We start from the raw sequence: 18,192 nt of genomic DNA on the forward strand, positions 1-18,192 counted from the left end.
AGGAGCTGCGCCCCGTCCGATCTTGCTGGCAGACCGAACAAGAACCGAGGAAACGGAACAAGGATAATGAACGCACACCTTCAACCCACGGGCTCCGCCTATTTCATTTCGCCCGAAACTGCGGCGGCGGAGAGCCATACGCTTTCGGTGCTTGTCGACAACGAGCCTGGCGTTCTCGCCCGCGTCATCGGCCTCTTTTCCGGCCGGGGCTACAACATCGAAAGCCTCACGGTTTCCGAAACCGAACATCAGGCACATCTGTCGCGCATCACCGTCGTCACGCGTGGCACGCCGCAGGTGCTCGAGCAGATCAAGGCACAGCTTGAGCGTATCGTTCCCGTTCACCGTGTGGTCGATCTGACCGTGCGCGCCCGCGAACTCGGCCAAGAGCGGCCGATCGAGCGCGAAGTGGCGCTGCTGAAGGTGACCGGAAGCGGCGAAACCCGCGCCGAAACGCTGCGGCTGGCCGACGCCTTCCATGCCAAGGTGGTGGACGCAACCGTCGAGCACTTCATTCTCGAGATCACCGGCAAGTCCTCGAAGATCGATCAGTTCATCGCCATCATCAAGCCGCTGGGCCTGATCGAAGTCTGCCGTACCGGCATCGCAGCGATGAATCGCGGCTCGCAGGGGATGTAACGACCCTCTGTCATTGACCGGCTTGCGGGCGTCGCCTAGCCTTTGCGACGTTCGGGCCGATCGACGGCTTGATTTATACGGGGGTAGCAGAGGTGGCGGCCGTCGCTGGCGAGATTTTTCCCGATATCGGCGAAAGGCCCTGGCATCCGCCGGCGGACATGCGGCTCGGCGCCGCCTTCTTCGTGCGCAATGATTTTCCCTGGCTCAACCAATATTTCCGGAAGCAGAGGCTTGCCTCGGTTGTCTCGCCCGGCATAGGCGGCATCGTTTCTTGGAGTGGCCGCATATCGGCCAAGACGGCGGCGACGATTGCCCGGTTTCGTCACCTGCCGCACTGGTATCTGGAGGACGGTTTTCTCCGTTCCGTCGGCCTCGGCAAGGCTGGGGCCATTCCGCTTTCCATCGTGATTGACGATCTCGGCCTGCCCGTCGATGCCAGCAGGCCGTCGCGCCTTGAGCGTCTCATAGAGGGCGCCGCCGATGCGGGTGCTCTCGGAGCAGCCATTCGAGAGCAGATCGTTTTCAACAGGCTATCGAAATACAATCATTTGCCGCATCGACCGCCCCGGATCGAACGGACGGGCAAGCGCCGCATCCTGCTGGTCGATCAGGTGGTCGGGGATGTGTCGGTCGGCAGGGCGCTCGGTTCGGAAGCTTCTTTCAAGAAGATGTTGGCCGATGGGCTGGCAAGCGGCGCGCAATGCCTGATCCGCACCCATCCCGATGTCATGGCCGGACTTCGCAAGGGATATCTGACCGCAGATGCCGCAAAGGGGGATGCAGTGCTGGTCGACGATGCCGTATCCGTGGCCTCGATCCTCGAAGTTGTCGACGAGGTCTGGACAGTCTCCAGCCAGTTCGGTTTCGATGCGTTGCTGCGCGGGCTTCCGGTCCGCTGCTATGCCGCGCCATTCTATGCCGGCTGGGGCGTAACGCAGGATCACTATGGCGTCTACACCAAGGCGGTGCTGGCAGGCAGGCGCACGAAGCTGCGGACCGTCGATCAGATCGCTGCTGCCGCCTTTTCGCTTTATCCGACCTATCGCGATCCGACCGACTGGCGAGAGATCGACGTCTTCGAGGCCATCGAACTGATCGTCGCGCAGCAGAAGGCGGCGGCTCTTGGCTAGGTCCCGAACATAGTCTTCGACCGATAAGACATGCATCTCCTATTCAAGGACACCGATTGTCATGGAAGGTTTGCGACTTACTGCTTTCGGGAAAGCAATTTGCGAATGGAGCTGCCAACCTTCCCATCACACCAGCCGCAGAGAAAGTGCGCTCGCCTATTGCCAATGGGACATCGGAGGCATTTTTTTCCAGACGACAGGTGTTGCTTGACCTCTCAGATCGAGAGAGGTGTTTTTTAAATGCGCGAAAGATGGAGGGTATGAATGGATAGCTTAAAAGAAGAGGGTAAGCCTCGCCGGATGCATCCCGATCTTCGCGGAGCAATAGCTAGATTTTCCCTTTGGATTGCGAACGGTTCGGTTGGATACCCGTTGCTTGAGGGCGTGGATTATTCGGAAGTGCTCCATGAACCTAGTGCAATGGAAACACTTTTCACCGTTTTTACGAACAACATGGAGTTAAATGAGGAAGGAGCCCCTTTGAACTCCCGATACTGCGAGGAGCGTGCCGCTCAATGGCTTCGTCAGTATTGCGACCCGGACTATGTAGTTGATCCACCGTGGGCCGATCACGAGCACGAGCCGCATTGGCCACCCGTTTTGGAAAACGCGCCGGGCTGGCAACCTCGGTAACGGCGCTCTCACAGTATTCTCAATCGAAAAACTTGCTAGCTGTACCTCGCAAGACGGCTTGGTCAGTTTGGGTGCGACGCTACGTTGATTTCGTCTACACAGCCTACAGCATGTCCAACGACTTCTTTCGCGATGGCGGCGGGAAAGCGGCATCGAGCACGGCCCAATCCTCGTCGGTAATGTCGAGGTCAATGCAGCCGCGATTTTCCTCGATGCGCTGCGGGTTCGAGGATTTCGGAATGGCCATCACGCCGTCGCGTTCCAGCAGGAAGGCAAGCGCGACCTGGGCGGGCGTGGCCTGATAGGTCTTGGCGATGTGGATCAAATCCGGATGGTCGAGCAGGCGGCCCTGTTCAATGGGGGAATAGGCCATGATCGGAATGCTGCGCTCCTGGCACCAGGGCAGCAGATCATATTCGATGCCGCGCCGGGCCAGATTGTAGAGCACCTGATTGGCCGCGACATTGCCGCCGTTCGGCACCGAGAGTAGTTCATCCATATCGTCGACGTCGAAATTCGACACGCCCCAGGCCTCGATCTTGCCCGCGGCCTTGAGGTTTTCGAAGGCTTCCACCGTTTCTTCCAGCGGATGATTGCCGCGCCAATGCAGCAGGTAAAGATCAATGCGATCGGTCTTCAGGCGCCTTAGGCTGCGCTCGCAGGCTTGCACGGCGCCTTTGAGGCTTGCATTGGCAGGATAGACCTTGCTCACGAGAAAAACCTCGTCGCGCCGACCTTCTATGGCCTGCCCGACGATTTCTTCTGAGCCACCATCAGCATACATTTCGGCGGTGTCGATCAGCGTCATGCCGAGATCAAGCCCGGTTTTCAGGCTGGTGATCTCATCCCGGGCACTGGTGGCATTGTCGCCCATGTTCCACGTACCCTGGCCAAGCGCGGGAACGGCAATGCCGGAGGGGAGAGTGACGGTGGGAATCGGGTCTCGCATGATATGTCCTCACTTCTAGGAGCGAAGGATAGGTTCATTCTGCCGCTTTTCAATCGACAGTACTGATGTCACCGTGACAATCGCCCTATGGCTTTCGGATTTGGCGCGAATTAATGTCGCCTCAGGCATGCGTCGGTTTATCCGCGCGTGGACAATATCTATTGAGAAAAATTTTGGATGCCGCCCTTTGTCACATACGGTGTCCGGGGAGGCTGCATGGCGCTGGATACATTTCTGGCTCTTCTTCTGTTTGCATTCACGACCTCGATCACGCCGGGGCCGAACAATATGATGCTGTTTACATCCGGCGTTAATTTCGGCTTCCGGCGCACCGTCCCGCATATGCTCGGCATTGGCGTCGGCTTCTTTGTGCTGCTGATTGCTGTTGGATTGGGATTGGGCGCGGTTCTGCACACCGTACCGCTGCTCTATACCGTGCTGAAATTCGCCGGCGGGGCCTATCTCGTCTGGATCGCCTGGAAGATCGGCACGTCGCGCAGCCTGAGTGAGAGTGAAAGCAATGCGCAGCCGATGAGCTTCCTCAGTGCCGCGGCCTTTCAATGGGTCAATCCCAAGGCGTGGGTAATGGCCGTCACCGCCATGGCGACCTATACCAATGAGCAACTCTATCTCTTCAGCGTGCTGGTGGTCGGCCTGGCCTTTGCAGCGGTGAATGTTCCAAGCGTCTCGACCTGGGCCGGCTTCGGTTCGGCCCTGCGAGACTGGCTGTCGGTTCCGGTTCGGCTGAAATGGTTCAACATCACCATGGCGGTGCTGCTGGTACTCAGTCTCTGGCCGATGCTAAAGTAGTGCTATGGATGGTTTGTTGAGCATCAGCCAGAATATTCCGATCACTGAAAAGAATGCGGGAAAGCCGCAGGCAAACCAGATGCGGTAGAGCTGGTGATAGGCTGCAGGCAGAGGCAATTCTGCTGCTGATGCCGAACGGGCGAGATTGCGAAGCCGGATCTGTATCCAGACGACCGGCAACCAGAAAATGCCCGTCAGAATGTAGAGCAGCAGGGAGAGGGCGATCCATCCCTCCTGAAGCGACCATCCGATCGATTGTGCCAGGAGATAGCCGGTTATCGGCTGGAAAATGGCAGCCGTTGCGGTGAAAATCGTGTCGGCAATGACGACCGTTCCGGCGACATGTGCAATGAGCTTGGGATCTCCGGTGCGATGCGCCATGACCATGAAGAAGGCAATGCCGGCGCCGGTGCCCAGAAGCACCGTGGCGCCGACGACATGCGCGAGACGAAGAATTTCCTCCGGCAGCATCAGCGTTCCTCCAATGTCGCAAGCGTGGCAATCGTCAGCAGGATCGACGGCAGGACTTTGACAAGCGGTCCCAGCGGATCGAGCCAAAGGGTCGGCTCAAGTGCTGTACCGCCGACGAGATAGGCAAGTGTGATTGAGAGCATGCCGTACAGAGCCATATGTGCGGATGGCCGCATCAGGATCAGCATGCCGAGGGCGATATCGATAAAGCAGGTGGTGATCGTCAGTGCCATTGCCATGTCTTGCGACATGAAGGGCAGGAAATGACGGCTTGCGGTGATCGGGGCCAATAGAGGCACGATTCCAGACGCTATCCAGAATAGCGCCAGGCCCACGATCATCAGGGGCTTCAGCACATAAAGACGGGCGGTCCACACATCCTGAATGCCGGAAGGATTGGCATCGAGTATCTCCGCCGTTGTCGCCAGGCGCTGGCTGAGGCGGTTTTGCGCGCTCCGACGGCTTAGAACGCCTTCCGACATCACCGCCATCGCGGTCGAGCGGAGTGGAGAGCGCCATCCGAGCCGACCGGCGATATCGGCGGCCCAGGTGATCGGCCTTGCGAGGCTGGCCGATATCGCCACGACCGGCACGGGCGCCAGGCCGAGCCAGTTTCGATGAAGTGCCACCAGTTCGCGGAGCGTCAGCGCATCGTCATTGGTAAGATCGATATCGGCGCCGGATGGAAACTGACCGTCGATCGCCTTTGAAACGGTCGCTGCGATGTCGTCGACCGAGATTGTTTCCATCGGGCTCTGGGCATGGATGAGCGGCAAGACAAAGGGCATGGCGGCAAGCGCCCGAAGGAGGGCCGTACCACCATGCGCATTGCGGCCGAGAACGAGGGCTGGTCGCAGGATCACATGGTTGAGCCCGCTGGCCGCAAGGGCTTCATCGGCGTTGCGTTTCGTCGCGAGGAACGGTTGCTGTTTGCCGCTGCCATCGGTGCGCGCCGAAATCTGGACGATAAGGTCGATCGCCGATTGTTTCGCCGCGACATAAAGGGCGCGCATCGCTTTTTCCTGTGTGGCGGCCAGATCGTCCGAAAGCCCGTCCTGAAGCGCGCCGGCGCAATTGATGACGACCTGGTGGCCGCTTAATAGCGCCTGCCAGCTCGAAGGATCAGTCATCGTCGCCAGATCGGCTTTGATCCAGGCGGTTGACGGATATTTGATCCGTGACCGGCCGGGATTGCGGGCAATGCCTGTAACGAGATGCCCCTCGGCGCGGAGACGCGCCGCGACTACAGACCCAATGAAACCAGTTGCACCGAGAATCAGAATGTTCATGGAGGGCAGACTAGCCAAAAGGGCAAGCAAAGGTAGCGGGTTGCGGCATCTGGGCGCGCTTGAAACGATAAAGAAGAGGCTTGGCTGCTGCCTGGCGAGGGCTTAAATTCGAGTCTCGGCCACAGGGAGATCCATGATGCACGATCATGACGACGACCATCATCATGACCATGATAACAGCTATTCCGACATGCAGGCGCGCGTGAAGGCTTTGGAGACGCTGCTGACGGAAAAGGGGTTGATCGATCCGGCTGCGATCGACCGGATCGTCGAGACCTATGAGACGAAGGTCGGGCCGCGCAACGGGGCGCAGGTAGTGGCAAAAGCCTGGAACGACCCTGCCTTTGCCGACTGGCTGCGGCGCGATGCGACGGCTGCAATCGCGAGCCTCGGTTTCACTGGCCGACAGGGCGAGCATATGCGCGCCGTGTTCAATACGCCGGAGACTCATAATCTGGTCGTCTGCACGCTTTGCTCCTGTTACCCATGGTCCGTGCTCGGGCTGCCGCCCGTCTGGTACAAGGCGCCGGCCTATCGTTCGCGCGCCGTCATCGATCCACGTGGGGTGCTGGCCGAGTTTGGTCTGGCATTGCCACAGGAAACCAAGGTCCGCGTCTGGGATTCGACGGCGGAGCTGCGTTATCTGGTCATCCCGCAGCGGCCTGCCGGTTCCGAAGACCTGGACGAGGTTGATTTGGCCGATCTCGTCAGCCGCGATGCGATGATCGGAACGGCGCTCGCGAGATCCCCGGAGGCAGCGCTATGAACGGGCCGCACGATCTCGGCGGGCAGATGGGTTTCGGCCCGGTCGCACCGGAACAGAACGAACCGTATTTCCATGCCGAATGGGAAAAGCGCGCGCTCGGCATCACGCTCTCCTGCGGCGCTTTCGGCGCCTGGAACATTGACGAGAGCCGGCATGCGCGTGAGAACATTCCGCCATCAGACTATCTCGCCGCCAGCTACTATGAAATCTGGACGAGGGGCATCGATACGCTGCTGGAGCGGCATGGTTTTGCCACGGCCGCGGAGCTTCAAACCGGCCATTCCCAGCAGCAGGGACGAGCGCCGAAGCGGGTTTTGAAGGCCGATATGGTCGATGCGGTGCTTGCCAAGGGTGGCCCCTGTGACCGGCCCGTCGATACGCCACCGCTGTTTTCCGCCGGCGATCGCGTGCGTACGAGGAATTTCAATCCGACCGGCCATACAAGGCTGCCGCGATATGCTCGGGCCAAGACCGGTGTCATCGAGGCGGTGCAGGGCTCCTTTGTCTTTCCGGACGACAATGCCCATGGCCGCGGCGAGAATCCGCAATGGGTTTACACAGTCGTCTTCGATGGTCTGGAAATCTGGGGTGAGGGCGCCGATCCCTCGCTGACGATCTCCATCGACGTCTGGGAGAGCTATCTTGAGCGCGTGTGAGGTCGCTTCGCCGCTGGCGCAGTCACCGGAGCTGCCGAAATCTGTCGATGGCGAACCGGTTTTTCCGGAGCCTTGGGCTGCCGAAGCCTTCGCCATGACCGTGCATCTGCATGAGAAAGGCCTGTTTGCGTGGAGCGAATGGGCAGAACGGCTTTCGGCCGAGTTGCACAAGCCGGGTCGTGCGCCTGACGGCAGCGATTATTTCGATTGCTGGGTGGCGGCGCTTTCCGGCCTGCTGGTGGCCAAAGGTATCGCGGATGCGGATGTGATTGCTGATCTGCAGAGAAGCTGGCAGCGCGCGGCGGAGGCTACGCCGCACGGCAAGCCGATCGTCTTGGAAAACGATCCGCAGCGCTGACGAAAGTGCGAGCGCATGGATTGTGGTGCCGCCAAGAGGGAATGCTAAGATGCGGTGATACGGCTTGTCCCTGAAATCCTTGATCCGTTTCATCGGCGAAAGATATTTGAGAGAGATTCCATGAGCGACATTGCCCACAGCATCGACGAGGTTATCAAACTTGGATTTGCGGATCTGCTGAAGGCACACGAATTTAGAAAATCCGGACGCAATTGGCATCGGGCCGATGGTGAAAACTGGTTGATCGTCAACGTACAGGCGAGCAGCGGGAATTTCGGTGAAAGTGGAAAGTTTACGATCAATCTCGGCATTTATTTCGCGGCGGTTGCCTCTCTTGCAGGGCAGACCCCGATCAGCGGAAAGCCGAGAGAAATGGATTCGACGGTACGCGAAAGACTGGGGACCCTCGCGTATGGCCGCGACCATTGGTGGACAATTGAAGCAGGTTCGAACCTGAATTCGATCTCCGATGATCTTGTGGAAAAGATGAGGTCCTTCGGCATGCCTTGGCTCGAATCTCACCGCGACTTGTCGCATATCGCTGCCGCCCTCCGGGATAGTCCGTCTGTGCTGTCAGCAAGCGCAGTTTTGCTTGCCGGTGACAAGGAGGAAGCAACCCGGCGGTTAAAAGAGGCAATAGAGGGCAGGCCCGCGGCCAAAGCGCACTTTACTGCCTGGGCGATCAAGAATGGCATTGCGCTCTGAAGCTCATAACGCCGCGACGATTCGTAGGATGAGGACTGCTGGTCGCATGCCTCCCTCACGGTTAATCCGCCGGAGGCTCGTCAATGGCGAGCGTTTCATTTATTGACAATGTGATCAGCGAATTTGGACCATAATGTTTGATGTGGCCGATCGCCTGCTTTCGGCAATCGCGATCACGATTGATGCGCTGGTTGCATAATCGCCGCCAACCTTGATGTGAAAGCGCGATCTTCTGGGCTGTAAACAAATCCGCCCCCGATTCAGCCCTTATCTGTTTGATAAGTTCCGGCCATGTTGCTTGAGCTTGGAAAAGCCTGTCGACCAGTGCCAGAATATTCTCCGATATTCGCATGACAGATGGCCCTTACGATTGAATAGCAAACAATTCAGACTTCAATAGAATGACTTGGCTGTGCCTAAGACGAGAATTGCTTGTAGCATTCGTCCGCAACCCGCTGAAGCATCTCGCGGGAGATTTCGCCGGTGACGGTGTAACCGAGGCTGCCATCGATCCAGTAGAAGGTCTCGACGTCACCGTTGCTGGCGAAGCGGAAGCTGGTCGTCGTGTTAGCGTTGTTGTGCCCGACAAGCACGGTCAGGCGTTGGCCGCTGGCATTTTCATACATGAACATGGCGCCCGGCGTGCCGTTGATCGGTAGCAGCCTGCCGCCAACCAGCTGGAAGCCAAGTACCTGCAGGCTCGGCACCTTGAGGCCGGCAACATTCATGCGCTTGCCGAGCCATGTGGCGAGATGCGCTTCCTGATCCGCGCCGACTTCGACGGGATGGCGCACTTCGCTCGCATAGACGATGAAGGCCGAATGCGCCTGTTGCGGCCATGCTTCCATGGCGGTCAGTTGCAATTCGGGTCTTGCAAACAGGTCCGGACCGAAATGGCCGGCCACGGCGCCGGCGAGAAAGAGCGCCAGCGAGGCCGCAAACATAATTAGCCGGCGAAATTTATGTGGAGCAGCCTTGTCTTCAGGTAGAGCTCTTTTGCCTCTTGCGATCAGATCCGCATCGCCCTCCATGGAGATCCCATAGGGTGCGAACAAGGCCCTGATACCATCGCTCTGGGCCTGCCATGCGGCGACGGTGGCGGCGTCTTTGGGATTTTCGGCAAGCCATGCCTCCATCTGTGCCTGTCTTTCCGGCGGCAGCTGGCCGTCGGCAAAGGCGTGGAGATCCGCTTCGGTCACGGTGGGGTTGCGTTCGGTCATTTTGGCCTCCGAAGCGTAATGACATTGTCGGCGCTCATCAGGCTGGTCATCTTCTGGCGTGCGCGAGACAGGCGCGACATGACGGTGCCGATCGGGATATCCAGCATGTCGGCGACATCCTGATAGCTGTAGCCTTCGACGACGACGAGCATCAGCACTGCGCGATACTCCTCGCTCAGGCTATTGAGGGCTGTCTCCAGCCGCGAGCGTTCCAGCGGGTCATTATCCGTTTCGGTCGCATGCAGATGATTATTGTCGTCGATGTCGACGAAGCTGCGGTTGCCCTGCTGGCGCAATCCGTTGCGATAGAGGTTGGTCATGATGGTGAGAACCCAGCCGCGCAGGTTCAGCCCGCGCCACTGGTCGCGTCGCGTCAACACCTTTTCCACGCAGTCCTGCAACAGGTCCTCGCCGTCGGCGTCGGAGCGCGTGAGACTGCGCGAATAGCGTCGCAGCGAGGGGAGGAGCGTCAGCACCTCCGCCTCGAAACTATCGGGCGCGGAGGCTGTCGCCGCCGCGCCCTTTCCTGTCCCCTCAGGGCTTTGCGACATCCCATACGCCCTTAAAGCCATCGCCGGCGACGTCGCCGGCCTTTGCGTCCTTGACGAAGAAATAGAGCGGCATGCCGTCCTTTGCCCACTGTTTCATCCCGTCCTTGCGGGTGATGACGGAATATGCACCTTCCGCCTTGGCCTTGTCATCGGCCATCAACGGCGGCCATGCCTTTGCGCAATCGCCGTTGCAATTGGATTCACCCGACTTGTCGTTCTTGAAGGTGTAAAGCGTCATGCCGTTTTCGCCGGCAAGGACCTTGCCCTTGGCGCTGTCGACTGTCTTCACCGGCGCAGCGGCGAAGGCGACTGTGGCAAAGGCGGATGCGGCGGCAAGCGCCGCCAGGAATGTCACGGTCTTCATGATATCTCTCCTCGGGTGATGGACGCATATCCGTCCAGGCCTCGCATTCTGCGCTGCCGGATGTGAGACACGCTCCGTTCTTATTTTATTCCCGGCCGCGGGCATGTTTTTTACGGCTTGCGTCCGGAGACCGAATCCTGCCAAGTCGACCGATGCAATTTGCGCCACAACAAGATGAAGCGCTCAAGGCCGTTGCCAAATGGCTGAAGGAAGGGCGCTCCCCGCTGTTTCGCCTGTTCGGCTATGCCGGCACGGGCAAGACGACACTTGCACGGCATTTTGCCGAGCATGTCGATGGCGAAGTCCTGTTTGCGGCCTTCACCGGCAAGGCGGCGCAGGTGCTGCGTTCGCGCGGAGCCAGCAATGCCAAAACAATCCATTCGCTGATCTATCGTCCGCGCGGCGAAGAATCCGTCGAGGACGAGGAAACCGGCAAGACTTCAATTGCGCCGATGTTCACGATCAACCGCCAGAGCCCGGTTGCGAAGGCTGCGCTGATCATTGTCGACGAATGCTCGATGGTGGACGAGGCGCTCGGCAAGGATCTGATGAGTTTCGGTACGCCGATCCTCGTGCTTGGCGACCCCGGCCAGTTGCCGCCGATCTCGGGCGGTGGCTTCTTCACCGATCAGGAGCCGGATTATCTGCTGACGGATATTCACCGCCAGGCCCGCGACAACCCGATCATCCAACTCGCCATGCATGTGCGTGAAGGCAAGGAGATCATGCACGGAGATTACGGCACGGCGCAGGTGATTTCGAAGAATGAGGTCACGCAGGCCCTGGTCATGGAGGCGGATCAGGTGCTCGTCGGCACCAACCGCACCCGCAAGCGCTACAATCAGCGCCTGCGCGAACTCAAGGGCTTTTCGACCGAATATCCGCAATCCGGCGACAAGCTCGTCTGTCTGCGCAATGACCCCGCCAAGGGCCTGCTCAACGGTTCGCTCTGGCAGGTAATGACCTCTTCCAAGGAAACGACGAAGCCCGGCATCAACCTCCTGATCCGGCCGGAAGACGACGACATGGACAGGGGTGCGGCGAAGATCAAGCTGCTGAAGCAGGCCTTCGAGGATGTCGAGGGCGAGATCCCGTGGTCGACCCGTAAACGCTATGACGAGTTCGATTACGGCTATGCGCTGACAGTGCACAAGGCGCAGGGCTCGCAGTGGAACAATGTGGTGCTGTTCGATGAAAGCTGGGCGTTCCGCGATACGCGTGAACGCTGGCTTTATACGGCTATCACCCGCGCCGCCGAGACGCTGACGATCGTCCGATAACATCGCGCTTGAGGTGTTGCGGCCTATCTGTCACCGAGTGGTGACGGATGTGCCGAACGCCCATCAAAGTTTTGCATGGGTTGATGTCGGAATCTCGTTGGTTTTGCTGGCCATAATGGCATAAAACGGCGCTACCATCCGGTCTGAAAATCAGGGATTTCGATCATGCCCGTCAAGCTTTCCGTGAACCTCAATGCCATCGCTATGCTGCGCAACCGGCGTGACCTTCCCTGGCCGAGCGTCACGGGGCTCGGTCGTATTGCGCTTGCGGCGGGCGCGAGCGGTCTCACGGTGCATCCGCGGCCTGACCAGCGTCATGTCCGCTTCTCCGATCTGCCCGAAATCCGCGCGCTGATCGATGACGAGTTTCCGGAGGCCGAATTCAATATCGAGGGCTATCCGTCCGATGAATTCTTCGATCTGTGTGCTTCGGCAGAGCCGGAGCAGGTGACGCTGGTGCCGGACGATCCCACACAGGCGACATCGGATCACGGCTGGGATTTCCGCAAGAACCGCGACCTGCTGGTCGATGTGGTTGCCCAATACAAGAAGATCGGCTGTCGCGTGTCGTTGTTTGCCGATGGCGATGGTGATGCTGACGCTGTAAAAATCGCCAGGGAAGTCGGCGCCGATCGCATCGAGCTTTACACCGGCCCTTACGGCGGTTGCTATGATGATTCGCAGAAGGCGGCCGTCATTCTCGAAGCGCTCGGCAAAACAGCCGACGCCGCCTTCGCCAACGGCCTTGACGTCAACGCCGGTCACGACCTGACGGTTGCCAACCTGCCGGCGCTCGTGAAGCGCATTCCGAAGCTCGCCGAAACCTCGATCGGCCATGGGCTGACCGCCGATGCGCTGGAATATGGCATGGCCGAAACGGTGCGGCGCTTCCGCCGCGCTTGCGGGCAGGTGGTCTAATCAGCGGCAACCTTCCATAAGACGACAGGTCCGATTGAGCGATTTGTGGGGTAAGAGTGCCCACGAACCGGTCAGCCCCTCTGCAGGGCAGTGAGCATCGAATTGGTTACAATAAAAGGCTGGTTCATCCGCAGTTCGGGAAAGTTGGAGGAATGCGGTGACAGAGATTCCTGAAAGCATGAAGCCGGAATTGGCTGAGTGGAACAATGGTCGTGGTATCGGCATCGATACGTGGACTGGCTGCGTCGGCAGCTTTTCACTTGCTGTGGGATATTCCTCGATATTTTGGCCACGGTTCGTCGAGCATCGGGAATATATCTTGATGGCCGGTTTTTCCGAGGAAAGTCTGAGATCTTTTGACGGTGGTCCGGGTGCAACTCGACAATCTGTTGAATGGGTTATGAACCATCTTCATCTTGCCGACATTCAGCATTCGGAATGTGCTGATATATCCAGCGATAAGCTTATTCTTCTGGGTGAGCGAATGACGGAAATCTATGCAGCAAAGCTGCAGTGGCAGTTTCCGGATCGAAAATTCGTGGTGCAATTTGCTAGGCCTGACGACAAGGAAGAGCTCGGGGATTACCAACTGAGCTTTTTCCAGGAATAAGTTGCGGATGGCAAAAGCCTGACTATGTTCGACGGCCTGGATGCTCCAAGCAAACTGGCGATATTTTTTGCCCACTAAAGCAAGAATTTTCCTCCCCGCAAGGGGGGAGGAAGAAGATGCGTCGGGCGAGCGCAACCGATACCGCCACGCGGGCCTCACCCGACTATCCCGTAAACTCAGCCGAGCAATGCGGCCTTGTGTTCTTCGACGAAGCTGCGCAGCGTCTGTGGTTCCTTGCCGGTCAGCTTGTTGAAATCATTCGTCAGGATGTCGAAATTGCCGGCGCGGGTGTTGGCGTCGGCGGAGACGAGCATGTCGACCACGAATTTCGGCAGGCCGGCGCCGGTGAGGCCGGCGGCGAACTGTTCGTCGTTGACCTGTACGACTTCGAGCGGACGGCCGGTGATCTTGCTGACGACGCTTGCTACATCTTCGATGGTCGAGGCGGTCGAGCCGGTGAGCGTGTAGGTGGCGTTGTCCGTGGTGTCGGAAGCCAAAGCGGCGGCGATGGCGAGCGCGCAATCGTTGCGGCTGATGTTGCTGACACGGCCATTGCCGGTGGCGGTGTACCACTTGCCAACTTCGAGGCTATGCGGCAGGCCCAAGAGATAATTGTCGAAATACCAGGCGTCGCGCAGGATCGTGAAGCCGATGCCGCTGGCCTTGATGGCGTTTTCCGTGCCGAGATGGTCGGGCGCGAAGGTGACGAGCGAACCTTCCGGTGCCGGCATGGAGGTGTAGAGGATGTGCTTCACGCCGGCCTTCTTCGCAGCTTCGACGGCAGCCGTGTGCTGCTTCAGGCGCAGGCCGGGAACGGCAAGCGCGTCGGTGCTGATGATCAGCAGCCGGTCGACACCGGCAAAAGCATCGCTCAGGCTGGCAGCATCGTCGAAATCGGCCTTGCGGGTGATGACGCCCTTGGCAGCGAGGTCGGCCAGCTTCTCGGGGCTACGCGTGGCAGCGACGATGCGGCCGGGGGCGACCTTATATGTCTCCAGCAGGTGATGAATGACGCGCTGGCCGAGCTGGCCTGCGGCACCGGTGACGAGAAGAGTGCTGCTCATGACTTTATCCTTGTTTGACCGCCGCGGACTTGCAGAGGTTGGTTGCTCTCAAAAAGAGACTAGCACTACATTGGTGTTTGACTTCGACCTGTAAAGGAGGCAGTTTTTTAGCTCAACGTTACCAAAAGGGAACCGGCATGAGCGCCAGCACCGTCGTCAATCTGCGCAGCATAGATCCGCCGTTGCGCGACGTCGATCTCAGCAATCTCGATTTCTCCAATTGTCCGGTGCGCGATCTGATCTCTCAGATCGGCGGCAAATGGTCGGTGCTGCTTCTCGAAACATTGGCAAAGCGGCCCTACCGTTTCGGCGAGTTGCGACGCCTTGTACCTGATATTTCCCAGCGCATGCTGACGCAGACGCTGCGCGACCTGCAGCGCGATGGCTATGTCGACCGCGAGGTTTTCCCAACCAAGCCGCCAAGCGTCGAATACAGCATGACCGATCTCGGCCGTTCGCTGTATGAGCCGCTGGCCATGCTTTTGAACTGGGCGGAGGCCAATCATGAGGCCGTGCGCGCAGCACGCGTCCGTTTCGATCAATCGCCGGACTGAGCCTTGCCGTGAAGCCTTTGAAGATCGCCATCGTCGGCGCCGGACCTGCCGGTCTCGCCGCCTCTCTCTTTCTCACGCGCGCCGGTCATACGACGGATATCATTGAACGTTTCGACAGCCCTGCGGCGGTCGGCTCGGCGCTGATGCTGCAGCCGACGGGATTGACCGTGCTTGAAACGCTCGGGCTCGGTCCCGCCATTCATGCCGCCGGCAACCGTATCGATCGCTTGTTCGGCACGGAAACCACCCGTGGTCGCACCGTTCTCGACGTGCGCTACAATGCGCTGCCGGGTGGCCGTTATGGACTTGGCGTCCATCGCGCAGCGCTGTTCGATACGCTCTATGACGAAGTCTCCGCCCGAAGACATCCGATCTTTACGGGGCAGAAAGTCGTCGCCGTGACAGAAGAAGGGGGCCGCAGCTATCTTTCAGTCGAAGGTGGCGAGCGGCTTGGACCCTATGATCTTGTGATCGATGCCAGTGGCGCGCGATCCGAACTGGTGGCGGCTTCGCCGGCGGCGCCGCGCGTGCGAAATCTCGTCTACGGCGCCTTCTGGGCGACGCTCGATTGTCCTGATGGTCTGGTGGATCAGGCGGCGCTGACGCAGCGTTATGATAAGGCGAGTGTGATGATCGGTGTTTTGCCGGTTGGCAGCCGAAAGCCTGAAATGCCGAAGCAGGCGGCGTTGTTCTGGAGTCTGAAGGTCGGTGATGCCGACGAGGTCCGCAGGCGCGGGCTCGACCGCTGGAAGCGGACCGTCCGTGGTTACTGGCCGGAATGCGAGCCATTGCTTGCGCAGATCACGGATTGGGAGCAATTGACGCTGGCGCGCTATGCCCATCGAACTCTGAGGCTACCCTATAGCGGGCGAACGGTTTTCGTCGGCGATGCCGCACATTCCACCAGCCCGCAGCTCGGGCAGGGTGCAAATATGGCACTGCTTGATGTGGCGGCGCTGGCGCATGCGCTTGCGAGCTACGAGACTATTGAAGCGGCATTCTCCGCCTATGCGAGAGCGCGGCGAATGCATGTGCGGCTGTTCCAGCTGCTGTCGCTGGCATTCACGCCATTCTACCAGTCGGATTCGGCTGCCTTGGCCTGGGTCCGCGACCGGCTGGTCGCGACTATCGCCAAGGTGCCGCCGGCACCGCAGATCCTGGCTGCGATCGTTTCCGGCACGCTGGTCGATCCATTTGCGGCGGCCGGCCTCAGTGAATGCGACTGGCTGCGGAATGTTGTTCCGCAGCCGTCCTGATCAGTTCTTGCGCTCGGTCAGGAAAGCCAGCAGCGCAATCACCGGGAAGGCGATGCCAAACCAGGAGGCGAGGTTCCAGCCGCCTGACGCATAGGCCCAGCCGCCGAGCGCCGAACCGATGGCGCCGCCGCCAAAGAAGGTTGCCATATAGAGGCCGTTCAGGCGGCTGCGATGCTCGGCGCTGAGCGCGAAGATGGCGCGTTGGCCAAGCACGAGATTGGTCTGCACGCCGAAATCGAGCATGATGCCGGAGAGCGTCAGCGTGATCAGTGCCAGCAGCGAACCGCCGCCTGAGACATGGCCGATAAAGAAGGCGACTATGGCGAGCACCATGGCGAAGGCGGTGGCGAGCTTCGTCCAGCCACGATCGGCAACCCGGCCCGCGATGGGTGAGGCGACCGCGCCGGCGGCACCTGCCAATGCAAAGAGCGCGATGCCGTTCTGCGTCAGGCCGAAGGCCGGGCTCGCCAGCAGCAGGGGCGTCGTCGTCCAGAAAAGGCTGAAGGCGGCGAACATGCAGGCCTGATAGAGTGCGCGCCGCTGCAGCACCGGCGTATTCAGGGCGAGATGGCCCATGGAAGAGAGCAGCTGGCCGTAGTGCAGCTTGGTGTGCGGCACACGCGTTGGCAGCGCGACGCGCAGGATGACGGCGAGGCCGATCATGATCGCGGCGGAGATGATGTAGACCGCGTGCCATGAAAGAAGCTCGGAGAGAAAGCTCGCTGCCGGGCGGGCCAGCATGATGCCGCAGAGCAGGCCGCTCATGACGTTGCCGACGACCGCGCCACGGCTGGCGTCAGGTGCCATATGGGCCGCGAAGGGCACCAGGACTTGGACGGAGACGGATGCCAGGCCGATGCAGAGCGAAGCCAGCAGGAACAGCGACGGGGAGGAGGCGAAGGCAGCGCCGATAAGGGCGAGGGCGGCAAGCGCCACCAGCATCAGCACCAGCTTCCGGTTTTCGAGCAGGTCGCCAAGCGGCACGATCAGGAGCAGGCCAAGGCCGTAGCCGATCTGTGTCAGCGTCACGATTAGGCCGGTCGCGGCTGGGGAGAAGCCAAGCGATTGGCTGATGGGGCCAGCGAGCGGTTGACCATAGTAGATATTGGCAGCCACCAGCCCGCAGGCGGCGGCGAACATGAAGGTCATCAATGGCGAAATGGTCTTCTCCGGGAGCGGTATGCTCTCCCGTCTGGCGGCAGCAGTTGCAGGCATGTCTTGTCCTCGATGGGGGCTTGGGAGCGTGCTCCCCGAAATTTCGATGAAAAATCAGTTCAGTAGTTTCATGGCCGCTTCGGCGGCGGCAAACATGTGTTCTTGCGTGCGGCCGGTCTTTCCGACCACCCGCATGCCTTTGGTGAGGGAGAGGATCGCGCAGGCGGTGCTCTCGGCGTCGACATGCTTCGGGATGGAGCCATCCTCCTGTCCGAGGCGGATCAGATCGAGAATGCGCCGTTCGTCAAAGTCGAAGGCCACGCCGATACGCTTGGCGACGTCATCGTCAAAAAGGGCAAGCTCGGTGGCGCTACCGACGGCGAGGCAGCCCCTGCGGCCAATGTCGCCCCATGATGATCCGGCGAAGAATGTCATCAACGCACGCAGCTTTTCGTATCCATTGGGCGCGGCAGCAATGCAGTCGTCAAGCATGTGCTGGCGCACATGGCGATAGCGATCGAAGGCGGCGAGGAAGACGCCGCGCTTGTCGCCGAAGGCCTTGTAGACGCTGCCCGCAGTCAGACCCATGGCCTCGGTCAATTCGCTGATTGAGGCGGCGTAATAGCCGCGCTCGGAAAAGACCCGCAGCGCTTCGTCGAGCGCTGCGTCCATGTCGAATTCCCTGGGGCGGCCGCGAAGTTTCGGCGCGATATCGATGGTGTCCGTTGTCATGCGACTCTTTTAGGAAATGATCGTTTCCAAATCAAGCGAATTTTTGCACTGCAACAGAACTATTACCGGCCGCCACTATCGG

At 59.7% G+C, this 18,192-nt stretch carries 23 protein-coding genes; 13 read left to right on the plus strand and 10 right to left on the minus strand.

What is annotated here, in order from left to right; all coding sequences use genetic code 11:
* Window positions 1-66 precede the first annotated feature (66 nt).
* From ilvN to A6U86_RS34990, 3 genes are all read left to right on the plus strand, one after another.
* A complete protein-coding gene (gene ilvN / locus A6U86_RS28670; protein ID WP_047633834.1) occupies window positions 67-639 on the plus strand; it encodes an acetolactate synthase small subunit in 573 nt (190 codons plus the stop codon).
* Window positions 640-731: 92 nt separating this feature from the next.
* Entirely contained in the window at window positions 732-1,769 is a 1,038-nt protein-coding gene (locus A6U86_RS28675) for a capsular biosynthesis protein (protein WP_083197011.1), read from the plus strand.
* 264 nt (window positions 1,770-2,033) lie between these two features.
* Window positions 2,034-2,402 carry a hypothetical protein gene (locus tag A6U86_RS34990; protein WP_083197012.1) on the plus strand — a complete coding sequence of 123 codons (369 nt, stop codon included), beginning with the start codon at window positions 2,034-2,036 and terminating at the stop codon, window positions 2,400-2,402.
* A 103-nt stretch (window positions 2,403-2,505) separates the two neighbouring features.
* On the opposite strand, the gene A6U86_RS28680 is transcribed toward A6U86_RS34990, so the two are convergent.
* Entirely contained in the window at window positions 2,506-3,354 is an 849-nt protein-coding gene (locus A6U86_RS28680; RefSeq protein ID WP_275507333.1) for an aldo/keto reductase, read from the minus strand.
* A gap of 213 nt (window positions 3,355-3,567) precedes the next feature.
* Here A6U86_RS28680 and A6U86_RS28685 point away from each other — a divergent pair, with 213 nt between their 5' ends.
* Window positions 3,568-4,161: a LysE family translocator gene (locus A6U86_RS28685; RefSeq protein ID WP_068398595.1), complete on the plus strand. Its 594-nt coding sequence runs from the start codon at window positions 3,568-3,570 to the stop codon at window positions 4,159-4,161.
* Here A6U86_RS28685 and A6U86_RS28690 read toward each other — a convergent pair.
* Both A6U86_RS28690 and A6U86_RS28695 read right to left on the minus strand, forming a co-directional pair.
* On the minus strand, window positions 4,153-4,629 hold the full coding sequence (locus A6U86_RS28690; protein ID WP_068398934.1) for a DUF2269 domain-containing protein: 477 nt from the start codon (window positions 4,627-4,629) through the stop codon (window positions 4,153-4,155). The genes A6U86_RS28685 and A6U86_RS28690 overlap by 9 nt on opposite strands.
* Before the next feature lie 2 nt (window positions 4,630-4,631).
* Window positions 4,632-5,921 (minus strand): SDR family oxidoreductase, encoded by a 1,290-nt coding sequence (locus A6U86_RS28695; protein ID WP_068398598.1) that lies wholly within the window; start codon window positions 5,919-5,921, stop codon window positions 4,632-4,634.
* Window positions 5,922-6,057: 136 nt separating this feature from the next.
* Between A6U86_RS28695 and nthA the strand changes: the two genes are divergently transcribed.
* From nthA to A6U86_RS28715, 4 genes are all read left to right on the plus strand, one after another.
* On the plus strand, window positions 6,058-6,687 hold the full coding sequence (gene nthA, locus A6U86_RS28700; RefSeq protein ID WP_068398936.1) for a nitrile hydratase subunit alpha: 630 nt from the start codon (window positions 6,058-6,060) through the stop codon (window positions 6,685-6,687).
* On the plus strand, window positions 6,684-7,343 hold the full coding sequence (gene nthB / locus A6U86_RS28705) for a nitrile hydratase subunit beta (protein WP_068398601.1): 660 nt from the start codon (window positions 6,684-6,686) through the stop codon (window positions 7,341-7,343). Before nthA ends, nthB begins: the two co-directional genes overlap by 4 nt.
* A complete protein-coding gene (locus A6U86_RS28710; RefSeq protein ID WP_068398603.1) occupies window positions 7,330-7,701 on the plus strand; it encodes a nitrile hydratase accessory protein in 372 nt (123 codons plus the stop codon). Before nthB ends, A6U86_RS28710 begins: the two co-directional genes overlap by 14 nt.
* Window positions 7,702-7,821: 120 nt before the next feature.
* Window positions 7,822-8,406, plus strand: coding sequence for a DUF4304 domain-containing protein (locus A6U86_RS28715; protein ID WP_068398606.1), 585 nt, complete (start codon window positions 7,822-7,824; stop codon window positions 8,404-8,406).
* A 61-nt stretch (window positions 8,407-8,467) separates the two neighbouring features.
* On the opposite strand, the gene A6U86_RS28720 is transcribed toward A6U86_RS28715, so the two are convergent.
* The 4 genes from A6U86_RS28720 to A6U86_RS28735 form a co-directional block, all read right to left on the minus strand.
* The gene (locus tag A6U86_RS28720) at window positions 8,468-8,758 is read right to left on the minus strand and encodes a hypothetical protein (protein ID WP_068398609.1); all 291 of its coding nucleotides are present in this window, start codon (window positions 8,756-8,758) and stop codon (window positions 8,468-8,470) included.
* Window positions 8,759-8,822: 64 nt separating this feature from the next.
* Complete coding sequence (locus tag A6U86_RS28725; protein WP_068398611.1) at window positions 8,823-9,626, minus strand: anti-sigma factor; 804 nt, start codon at window positions 9,624-9,626, stop codon at window positions 8,823-8,825.
* Window positions 9,623-10,177 carry an RNA polymerase sigma factor gene (locus A6U86_RS28730; protein ID WP_068398613.1) on the minus strand — a complete coding sequence of 185 codons (555 nt, stop codon included), beginning with the start codon at window positions 10,175-10,177 and terminating at the stop codon, window positions 9,623-9,625. The genes A6U86_RS28725 and A6U86_RS28730 overlap by 4 nt, the downstream gene beginning before the upstream one ends.
* On the minus strand, window positions 10,161-10,541 hold the full coding sequence (locus A6U86_RS28735) for a hypothetical protein (protein WP_068398617.1): 381 nt from the start codon (window positions 10,539-10,541) through the stop codon (window positions 10,161-10,163). Before A6U86_RS28735 ends, A6U86_RS28730 begins: the two co-directional genes overlap by 17 nt.
* 152 nt (window positions 10,542-10,693) lie before the next feature.
* Between A6U86_RS28735 and A6U86_RS28740 the strand changes: the two genes are divergently transcribed.
* From A6U86_RS28740 to A6U86_RS28750, 3 genes are all read left to right on the plus strand, one after another.
* Entirely contained in the window at window positions 10,694-11,821 is a 1,128-nt protein-coding gene (locus A6U86_RS28740; RefSeq protein WP_068398620.1) for an ATP-dependent RecD-like DNA helicase, read from the plus strand.
* A 165-nt stretch (window positions 11,822-11,986) separates the two neighbouring features.
* Window positions 11,987-12,739 (plus strand): pyridoxine 5'-phosphate synthase, encoded by a 753-nt coding sequence (locus A6U86_RS28745; protein ID WP_068398623.1) that lies wholly within the window; start codon window positions 11,987-11,989, stop codon window positions 12,737-12,739.
* 157 nt (window positions 12,740-12,896) lie between these two features.
* The gene (locus tag A6U86_RS28750; protein ID WP_141683835.1) at window positions 12,897-13,349 is read left to right on the plus strand and encodes a hypothetical protein; all 453 of its coding nucleotides are present in this window, start codon (window positions 12,897-12,899) and stop codon (window positions 13,347-13,349) included.
* A gap of 176 nt (window positions 13,350-13,525) precedes the next feature.
* On the opposite strand, the gene A6U86_RS28755 is transcribed toward A6U86_RS28750, so the two are convergent.
* A complete protein-coding gene (locus tag A6U86_RS28755; RefSeq protein WP_068398629.1) occupies window positions 13,526-14,413 on the minus strand; it encodes an SDR family oxidoreductase in 888 nt (295 codons plus the stop codon).
* A 137-nt stretch (window positions 14,414-14,550) separates the two neighbouring features.
* On the opposite strand from A6U86_RS28755, the gene A6U86_RS28760 reads away from it, so the two are divergent.
* Together A6U86_RS28760 and A6U86_RS28765 are read left to right on the plus strand one after the other, a co-directional pair.
* Window positions 14,551-14,967, plus strand: coding sequence for a helix-turn-helix domain-containing protein (locus A6U86_RS28760; RefSeq protein ID WP_068398631.1), 417 nt, complete (start codon window positions 14,551-14,553; stop codon window positions 14,965-14,967).
* An 8-nt stretch (window positions 14,968-14,975) separates the two neighbouring features.
* Window positions 14,976-16,223: an NAD(P)/FAD-dependent oxidoreductase gene (locus tag A6U86_RS28765; protein ID WP_068398634.1), complete on the plus strand. Its 1,248-nt coding sequence runs from the start codon at window positions 14,976-14,978 to the stop codon at window positions 16,221-16,223.
* Here A6U86_RS28765 and A6U86_RS28770 read toward each other — a convergent pair whose 3' ends face one another.
* On the minus strand, window positions 16,224-17,438 hold the full coding sequence (locus A6U86_RS28770; RefSeq protein WP_068398637.1) for an MFS transporter: 1,215 nt from the start codon (window positions 17,436-17,438) through the stop codon (window positions 16,224-16,226).
* 54 nt (window positions 17,439-17,492) lie between these two features.
* Window positions 17,493-18,110 (minus strand): TetR/AcrR family transcriptional regulator, encoded by a 618-nt coding sequence (locus tag A6U86_RS28775; protein WP_068398640.1) that lies wholly within the window; start codon window positions 18,108-18,110, stop codon window positions 17,493-17,495.
* Window positions 18,111-18,192: the final 82 nt, after the last annotated feature.

Source organism: Rhizobium sp. AC27/96 (assembly GCF_001692325.1).
Taxonomy (GTDB): Bacteria; Pseudomonadota; Alphaproteobacteria; order Rhizobiales; family Rhizobiaceae; genus Rhizobium.

Excerpts from the sequence above, each read along its gene's own strand:
- ilvN (WP_047633834.1), top strand. The coding sequence starts at position 67 with ATGAACGCACACCTTCAACCCACGGGCTCCGCCTATTTCATTTCGCCC.
- A6U86_RS34990 (WP_083197012.1), top strand. The coding sequence starts at position 2,034 with ATGGATAGCTTAAAAGAAGAGGGTAAGCCTCGCCGGATGCATCCCGAT.
- A6U86_RS28685 (WP_068398595.1), top strand. The coding sequence starts at position 3,568 with ATGGCGCTGGATACATTTCTGGCTCTTCTTCTGTTTGCATTCACGACC.
- A6U86_RS28695 (WP_068398598.1), bottom strand. The coding sequence starts at position 5,921 with ATGAACATTCTGATTCTCGGTGCAACTGGTTTCATTGGGTCTGTAGTC.
- nthA (WP_068398936.1), top strand. The coding sequence starts at position 6,058 with ATGCACGATCATGACGACGACCATCATCATGACCATGATAACAGCTAT.
- nthB (WP_068398601.1), top strand. The coding sequence starts at position 6,684 with ATGAACGGGCCGCACGATCTCGGCGGGCAGATGGGTTTCGGCCCGGTC.
- A6U86_RS28715 (WP_068398606.1), top strand. The coding sequence starts at position 7,822 with ATGAGCGACATTGCCCACAGCATCGACGAGGTTATCAAACTTGGATTT.
- A6U86_RS28720 (WP_068398609.1), bottom strand. The coding sequence starts at position 8,758 with ATGCGAATATCGGAGAATATTCTGGCACTGGTCGACAGGCTTTTCCAA.
- A6U86_RS28725 (WP_068398611.1), bottom strand. The coding sequence starts at position 9,626 with ATGACCGAACGCAACCCCACCGTGACCGAAGCGGATCTCCACGCCTTT.
- A6U86_RS28730 (WP_068398613.1), bottom strand. The coding sequence starts at position 10,177 with ATGTCGCAAAGCCCTGAGGGGACAGGAAAGGGCGCGGCGGCGACAGCC.
- A6U86_RS28735 (WP_068398617.1), bottom strand. The coding sequence starts at position 10,541 with ATGAAGACCGTGACATTCCTGGCGGCGCTTGCCGCCGCATCCGCCTTT.
- A6U86_RS28740 (WP_068398620.1), top strand. The coding sequence starts at position 10,694 with ATGCAATTTGCGCCACAACAAGATGAAGCGCTCAAGGCCGTTGCCAAA.
- A6U86_RS28745 (WP_068398623.1), top strand. The coding sequence starts at position 11,987 with ATGCCCGTCAAGCTTTCCGTGAACCTCAATGCCATCGCTATGCTGCGC.
- A6U86_RS28755 (WP_068398629.1), bottom strand. The coding sequence starts at position 14,413 with ATGAGCAGCACTCTTCTCGTCACCGGTGCCGCAGGCCAGCTCGGCCAG.
- A6U86_RS28760 (WP_068398631.1), top strand. The coding sequence starts at position 14,551 with ATGAGCGCCAGCACCGTCGTCAATCTGCGCAGCATAGATCCGCCGTTG.
- A6U86_RS28770 (WP_068398637.1), bottom strand. The coding sequence starts at position 17,438 with ATGCCTGCAACTGCTGCCGCCAGACGGGAGAGCATACCGCTCCCGGAG.
- A6U86_RS28775 (WP_068398640.1), bottom strand. The coding sequence starts at position 18,110 with ATGACAACGGACACCATCGATATCGCGCCGAAACTTCGCGGCCGCCCC.